Annotated in this window: 1 protein-coding gene; it reads right to left on the reverse strand. The window is 45.0% G+C overall.

The genetic code is table 11. The features are described from left to right. The coding region (locus tag AAEY93_RS20770; protein WP_351079577.1) for a hypothetical protein at positions 1-241 on the reverse strand (241 nt) is incomplete at its 3' end. Positions 242-262 lie beyond the last annotated feature (21 nt).

The raw sequence follows: 262 nt of genomic DNA on the forward strand, positions 1-262 counted from the left end.
GACCATGAGACAGCATGTTTTCGATTTTTTGATTCAAGGTATCCGTCAAACCATGCGCTGGGTAATGTAAAAACAGCTCACTTTGTAAAAAGGGATACAGCTGCGACACGATACCATCAAGGCGACTGCGGGTGATGCGACCGTTGCGTGCCACTAGCGCTGCTAAAAATGACAGTAGAATAAACACATGCAAGATGTTATTACGGAAATAGCTAAGCAGTGCGGCCTGCTTATCAGCCACTTGAATAATATCCCCTAGGAT

The organism is Shewanella sp. CAL98-MNA-CIBAN-0140 (genome assembly GCF_040309905.1).
Taxonomy (GTDB): Bacteria; Pseudomonadota; Gammaproteobacteria; order Enterobacterales; family Shewanellaceae; genus Shewanella; species Shewanella psychromarinicola.